This is a genomic window from Flavobacterium sharifuzzamanii (assembly GCF_003254585.1).
Lineage (GTDB): Bacteria > Bacteroidota > Bacteroidia > Flavobacteriales > Flavobacteriaceae > Flavobacterium > Flavobacterium sharifuzzamanii.
On the sequence record NZ_QJGZ01000040.1, the window covers coordinates 575,629 to 582,480 of the forward strand.

The 6,852-nt window shown below is 33.1% G+C and carries 3 protein-coding genes; 1 reads left to right on the top strand and 2 read right to left on the bottom strand.

The annotated features are described in order from the left end of the window. Positions 1-582: 582 nt before the first annotated feature. Together DMA14_RS17265 and DMA14_RS17270 are read right to left on the bottom strand one after the other, a co-directional pair. Complete coding sequence (locus DMA14_RS17265; RefSeq protein WP_111425824.1) at positions 583-1,365, bottom strand: GLPGLI family protein; 783 nt, start codon at positions 1,363-1,365, stop codon at positions 583-585. A gap of 4 nt (positions 1,366-1,369) precedes the next feature. Further along, positions 1,370-4,168 (bottom strand): outer membrane beta-barrel family protein, encoded by a 2,799-nt coding sequence (locus DMA14_RS17270; protein ID WP_111425825.1) that lies wholly within the window; start codon positions 4,166-4,168, stop codon positions 1,370-1,372. A 752-nt stretch (positions 4,169-4,920) separates the two neighbouring features. Between DMA14_RS17270 and DMA14_RS17275 the strand changes: the two genes are divergently transcribed. Next, positions 4,921-6,468, top strand: a complete 1,548-nt coding sequence (locus DMA14_RS17275; protein ID WP_111425826.1) for an alkaline phosphatase family protein — start codon at positions 4,921-4,923, stop codon at positions 6,466-6,468. Positions 6,469-6,852: the final 384 nt, after the last annotated feature.

The window sequence follows — 6,852 nt, forward strand, 5'->3', positions numbered from 1 at the left end:
TTTAAGGCCATCCTAATGAACAGATAGAAAAGAAATAGTTATTTATATCTCTGACCTGCCTTAAATTTTTCATAGATATTTTTTATTTATACATTTGCTTAACTACTGACAATAAAATGTTCTTTTGAAAATCCATCCCTAAACCAAACTAGACACATGACTAATGATGTTTTTGTGAGATTTTATTTTGTAAAATTTGTGTCTTATTTGTACCTCGTCATTGCTTAGGCATTATAAAATTAGGAAAGTTAATTTCTGCATCGGGCAAATAGAAGGGCGCAAAGAAACGCAAAATAAAAACAAATAAAATATCTAAAATATTGGTAATTAATATTTTAGATATTTTTTTATTCGATTGTTTTTTGGAATATTTGGGTGTTGTTTTGTTTAGGTTTGTACCTCTTAGCTAGTTGCGTGTTTTTTAAGTGCTGAGGATTTTTTTTAGTAAAATCATTAGAATGCTATTTTTATGGGTTATGTATGGAGTTTTACTTCTGCTAAAAATAAAAAGCGTCAAAGTGATTTGAAGCCTCAAGAACTAATTAGATTAGTTTTATATAAGAAATAGGTTTTAATAGCTAGTTATAGAGAGTAGGCTTGCAATGTTTTTTTTGCCCATTTTCCCCAGTCTTTCAAAGCATCGATAAGTATTTTGTTTAGTCCTTTATTGTCAGTAGGTTTGCCTTTAACTGGAGGAGCTAAATCTTTGTCGGAAACTGGAATTTCAGTAACTTTTGTAGCAAACCATGTCATGTTTTCATGTGGCATAGCTAAGCCTAAAATTGTTCCAGGTAAGCCTGTAAAAGATTCAGGACCGCCTGAGAATGGAATTTGAATTGTGTAATAGGCTACAACATAAACAGAATCGATAATTATTGCATTTGCTCTACGGCATTCATAACCCGCAATTTCTCTGGTTTCATCGGTAATTTTCCAATTAATTTTGCGCAAGCTGTCTTTAACTAGGTATAAATCATCATATGCGTTTTTTTGTGTAATGCTGGTTTGCGTATCAAGATCTGAGGCGATAACATTTTTTAAATTGGCCATTGCATCGTCAGCAATCCAATGGTTGGTTGCTGGTTGATTTGTTTCAGCCCATTTGTATAAACTCTTGTTTTTTGAAAAACTGAGAATGCTCTTTGTTGTTTTAAATTGTGGATTGTTTTTTTTATAGCTATCAAAAGCAGCTTGATAATAACTGTCAGTTTCTCCTTTTATTTTTTTTGTAATCAAAGCATACATATTCGATTTTTTCTCATATTCGATTACACCATTTTCAATAAAGTGGTTATTTTGTGCAAAAGCATTGCAGCTTGCCAATACAGTTATTAAAATTAAGATGTGATTTTTTATTGTTTTCATGGTTTTAGTTTTGTTTAATTTCTCCTCCGCCCATTTTGCTGAAATCCCAGCTTACAGAGAACATAAAGTATCTTTGGATAGTGGTATAAGTGCTTTGGCTAATGTTTCCATTATATGCCGAACGATTAAATCCTACATTTTGGTTCAAAAGATCTCTTCCAGTTATAGAAACTTTTAAATTATCTGATTTTAAGAATTTTTTGGTGATAGATGCATTCCAAATAAAACGTTCAAAAGTTTCCTGAATCACTTGCGTTTTTCCATTATATTGGTAATTGCCATCTGTACTAATTTCTAGTTTGAAAGGTAATTCTATACTGGTCCAGAAATTTCCATTAAAACCCCAGCCATTACTATCGCTATTTTCGTTGATGCTTGCATCAGCAACGTTGTAAGTAGGTCCGAAACTAGTATTAAAATTATATTTTTTTTCTTTATACTTTGATAAGTTTAAATTAAAGGAATAAGTTGAATTTTTAGTTTGATTCAGTTTCGTATTGATATAGTTATAGTTTACATTTTTGTTGGCGCTTAAGCCAATTCCTGCTGTCATGTCTATGGCTTTGACTGTTTTGCCAAAATTACCGTTCAAATAATAACTTGTTGCTGCTTTGTTTTCTAGGTTTACAAATTTTGATATGCTTTCTCCTCTATCATTTGTAACCACATTACTTATTATTGGATTTAGCGTAAAATTATATGATCCACTAATCGAAAAATATTGATTGGTGAGCACTTTATAGGAGTAATAGCTACCTCTAAAAATATTTTTAAAAGAAGGATCTAAATTTGGATTACCCACAATTGTATTTAATTGATTTTGATTGTTTCGGATAGGCTGCAACTGATCTAATGTAGGCTGTTCGGTGTTTCCATTATACGATAGGCGCAATGATTCTCTTTGTTTAAAATTATATTGATAGCTTATCTGAGGCATATAGTTGACAAATTTTTGCTTAAAATAACTATCTGTATAAACATCATATTGTCTAAAGTTTACTCCACTAAATTTAGAGCCAAAAGAGAAAACAGTTTTATTTTTTTTGTAATTAAAAATCGCTCCAAGTTGGTTTATTGTTTGGTCTAATTCATAGTTATTACTAAAGATGGAATCTAAAACATTATAATCGCCATCTGGAGATTGATTAAAAGATTTACGATCCGCTTTTCCGTTACTGATGTTGAATCCATAATTAAGAATTAAAGATAGGCTTTTGGATAAAGGTTCGGTATAGATTAAATTTGATTTAAAAGCTCTATTGCTAATAGTATTGACTTTATTTTGATCTACTACTTTGGTACTGTCGGGATTAATTATAGATGGTGTAAAAAATTCAGCCCTAGAATTTAGGTAACCATTACTTTTGCTATCTGTACTTGATTGGTTTAAATTAAGTGATAATGTTCGGCCTGTCTTTTTAAGTCTTTTGGTTATTAAAGTATTTATATTAAATGCTTTATCATCAACATCGTTTGTAGTTCTCTGTTTTAAATTATTCAATTGGTTACCTTGTTCGTCAGTACCTTTTCGCATTTCTGCTTCACTTGAGTTGCTATTTTTAAATAATCCGTCTACATTTAATTTTAAAGTTAATGTGGTATCAATTTTAATTTCATAAGTCAGATCAAGCTTGTTTTTAGTCATGTTTTTCTCAAAACTCTTGTCTGAAGTATTATAAATGCTGCTAGAGCTTAAATTTTGCTGGTTAATATCATTGCGGTTTCCTGAAAGTTTAATATCGCCAATTTTATAATTTGCATTGATAGATTCTTTATCGCTGTTCCATTTATTGTCAAAATGTATTCCCCCAGTTTGAACTACTGGAATTCCTTCACCATTAAATTGTCCGTCCCAACTATCAAACTCATCATTTCCATTGTTTGAAAAATAAATACCGCCGTCATCAGTTACTTGATAACTGTTTTGGCCATATTTGTCTTTGTCTCCCCATCCTAAACCAACTTGTCCAGTGTTGCCTAAAATGCCATAAGCGGCTAATTTTTTCTTATCCCAAAACTTATTAAACATAGCCTGGCCCTTGTAAAAATTTTCAGTTCCTCCTCCGAGTTCTACTTTCCCAAAATGACCATTCTTTTTGTCTTCTTTAAGCTTTACATTTAGCGTTTTGGTTTTCTGGCCATCATCAATTCCAGTAAAAGCGGCTTGATCACTTTTTTTGTCGTACAATTGCACTTTATCAACCATATCTGCACGCAGATTTTTTGTGACTAAAGTCGGATCATCACCAAAAAATTCTTCACCATCAACCAAAACTTTGGTTACAGTTTCGCCCTGAGCGGTTATTTTTCCGTCCTTATCAATTTGTATTCCTGGAAATTGCTTTATTAGATCTTCCACTTTTGCATTAGGCTCTATTTTAAATGCTTTTGGATCAAATTCCAGCGTATCTCCTTTAATTTTCATAGCAGCTCTATTACCTTTTATGATGATTTCTGAAAGTAGCCTGCCTTTATCAGCCAAATTGATTTTACCGTAATCTTTGGTTAGCTTTGTTGAATCAAGAGAAAATTGATCTACAAAATCAGCATATTTGGGATAGGAAATCAGCAAAATAAATTTACCAGCTTTAATATTATGCAGCTCAAAATAGCCATTTTCTTTGGCTCTGGTAAATTTTATTAAAATGGAATCCTGTGCTCTTAACAGAGAGATTGATGCTTTTGATAAAGGCGAATTGTTTATGGTATCTATGGCATATCCTTTAACTGTGCCTGATGTTTGTGCCTGTAAAATATTTGATAAAAAAAGAAAGCAACATAATAATTGAATGGTTTGTCTCATTAATAGGTATTGGTTTTTTGAAAAGAGGCATTATAGTTCTATTCTATTTTTTAAAATAGAAAATAAATGCGCTTGTTGCGTGATTTGTTTTCAAGTAAGTAGGATTGTAGATTCTAATATTGAAATTTCTAGGAGGCGTGTTTTATTCCTAGATTCAATGGGATGATCCTTTATTAGGTGTTCGGGTAATTTTCTTCAATTTTATAGATTGCATCGGGTTGGTTATTTTTGGTGTGAACATTATTGCCCGACAAATAAAGAGAAAAACTCAAGATAATTTTTACGGTTTTCCTCATTCTCTTGCAATTAGAAGTATTATTTTCTTTTTTCTTAGTTAGTTAGTTAGTTAGTTAGTTAGTTAGTTAGTTAGTTAGTTAGTTAGTTAGTTAGTTAGTTAGTTGGTTGAAGACTGTTTTTTCATCTGATTTTGACCTTTTATGGGAAGATCGAAATATTGTATTTTCTGGCAATAACTCGAGTTTAAATTTCCAAACATTCTTTATAAGGGGTTTTATTTTGTTTTAGAATTTAAATGCACCGATTCTGCGCCTAAGATTTTGATATTAACCTAGGACAGACGAATTATTATGGAAAGAAATAAAGAGTAAAAAACGTTGCACATGCAGAGAGATCTGACTTGCTAAGCCTGTCCGTCTGGCTTTAGTTTTATAAAATGAGTAAAACTACTTGTATGGATCTGATTTTAATTGTCGTAATTTACTTATATTTAGTAAAATATAAACAGTTAGAAAATGGAAAACCCAAACCAATTTGATGGACTAGAAACTTTTGAGCATATTGTGGTTCTTATGCTTGAAAATCGTTCTTTCGACAATCTATTAGGCTATCTCTACAAGAGCGATGAGATACCACAAGAAAAGTCTTTTGATGGGCTTTATAACCCGAATGCTGATTATGCAAATCCTATTCCCGAGAGAGCCAGCAGTGATCCTGGAAAGACAAGTATCTCTCCTTCGCGTGCAGCTGACTACTCGATGCCATATCCAGATCCAGGTGAGGAATATCCACATGTCAATACGCAGCTTTTCAATGTAATCATTCCTGAGAGCAATATTGGAAAGGTTGATGATAAAATGACGGCACCTTATAATCTACCAGCTTCGACGACTGCACCCAGCATGAATGGCTTTGTCAATGATTATGAAAATACACTTAGATCAACCTACAATATTGAGAATCCAACATATGAACAGTATGAAGTAATCATGCAATGTTTTGAGCCTGACCAGATTCCAGCAATGGCAACTTTAGCGAAAGAGTTTGCGGTTTTTGACCATTGGTATTGTTCGGTGCCAAGCCAGACCTATTGCAATCGAGCATTCTGGCATGCTGCGAGTTCAGCGGGTAAAGTTATTAATCCCCTTGGTGAAGATGGGACAGGTTTTCCTGGTATTGAAGGTGATCTGCATGATATGGATTCATGGATAAAGGATGTCTGGTCACTGCCTACTATTTTTGACCGTATGAATGATAATAATGTTTCATGGAAGGTGTATTCACCTATTGCACCTCTAAGTCTTACCTATATTGTAAATGGGACTGGAGAAGGAAAAGACAATACGCATGGCCATCTTGACTTTTTCTTTGATTTGGATTTCGGAACTTTGCCACAATACTCATTTGTAGAGCCTCAGTTTCTCCATAAGCACAATGACCAGCATCCATCAGCAGTGAACCATGAGTTAACTGTTGGGACGGTAAAATTGGGAGATGAGTTGATAAGGGAAGTATATAATGCTATCAAAAATAGTCCAAAACGAGATAAGATACTTTTCATTATTACTCATGATGAACATGGCGGTTGCTATGATCACGTGGCTCCGCCAGAAACAGTACCGCCTACTGCGGGTATGAAGGGAGAGTGCGATTTCACTTTTGACCGTCTTGGTGTTCGGGTCCCTATGATAATGGTATCTTCTTACATTCAGCCAAAAACAATAATCAATGGACAGTTTGAACACGCGTCATTCATAAAAACTGTTTGCCAGAAGTGGGGGATGGATCCACTGACTGATCGGGACAAGGATCCTCAGGTTTTACCATTTACAGAAGTTTTTTCTAATCAGAAAAGGGCAGATTGGCCTGATATTCCATCAGATATGAGCTTAAAAGAATTACTCCCTGAACCAGATACTAGTGGTGATCCTTTAAATGGGCTTCAGAAAGCGATGCTAAACAGTTTGTTGCATATTGAGAAGATGAAAGTTCTAGGGGATACCCAAAAAGAAGAAATACAAACAATTGGAGATATGATGAAATTTATCCAAAGATTTCAGTGAAACCAATTTCACTTTGATTTTTGTATCCATAGAGCCTCTGTAGTTGTGTTCTTAGAGTTTTTTTTTAATTTAATAGGTATGCCATTTTTCTCTGAAGATATATTTTAAGGATATTTAAATTGCAATTTTTTAAACTTTAAATTTCTATCTCGATATTGTTTAATCGGATGTTTTTTTAGTGAAAAATCGCATTTGAAAGAAAAATACCATCATGTTTTAATTTTTAAGTAATGAGTTATCAGTTAGTTATGGAAAATGTGTTTAAAACATTGAAAAAAAATCATGAAAAGTCTTGTAGATGTTGATAAACTGACTATCTTTGCACCCCGCAAAACACGGAAAGTTCCTTGATAGACTGGCAGAGAAATTGAGAAGATGAGGCGA

Coding starts and splice junctions, on each gene's coding strand:
- DMA14_RS17275 (WP_111425826.1), top strand. CDS start 4,921: ATGGAAAACCCAAACCAATTTGATGGACTAGAAACTTTTGAGCATATT.
- DMA14_RS17270 (WP_111425825.1), bottom strand. CDS start 4,168: ATGAGACAAACCATTCAATTATTATGTTGCTTTCTTTTTTTATCAAAT.
- DMA14_RS17265 (WP_111425824.1), bottom strand. CDS start 1,365: ATGAAAACAATAAAAAATCACATCTTAATTTTAATAACTGTATTGGCA.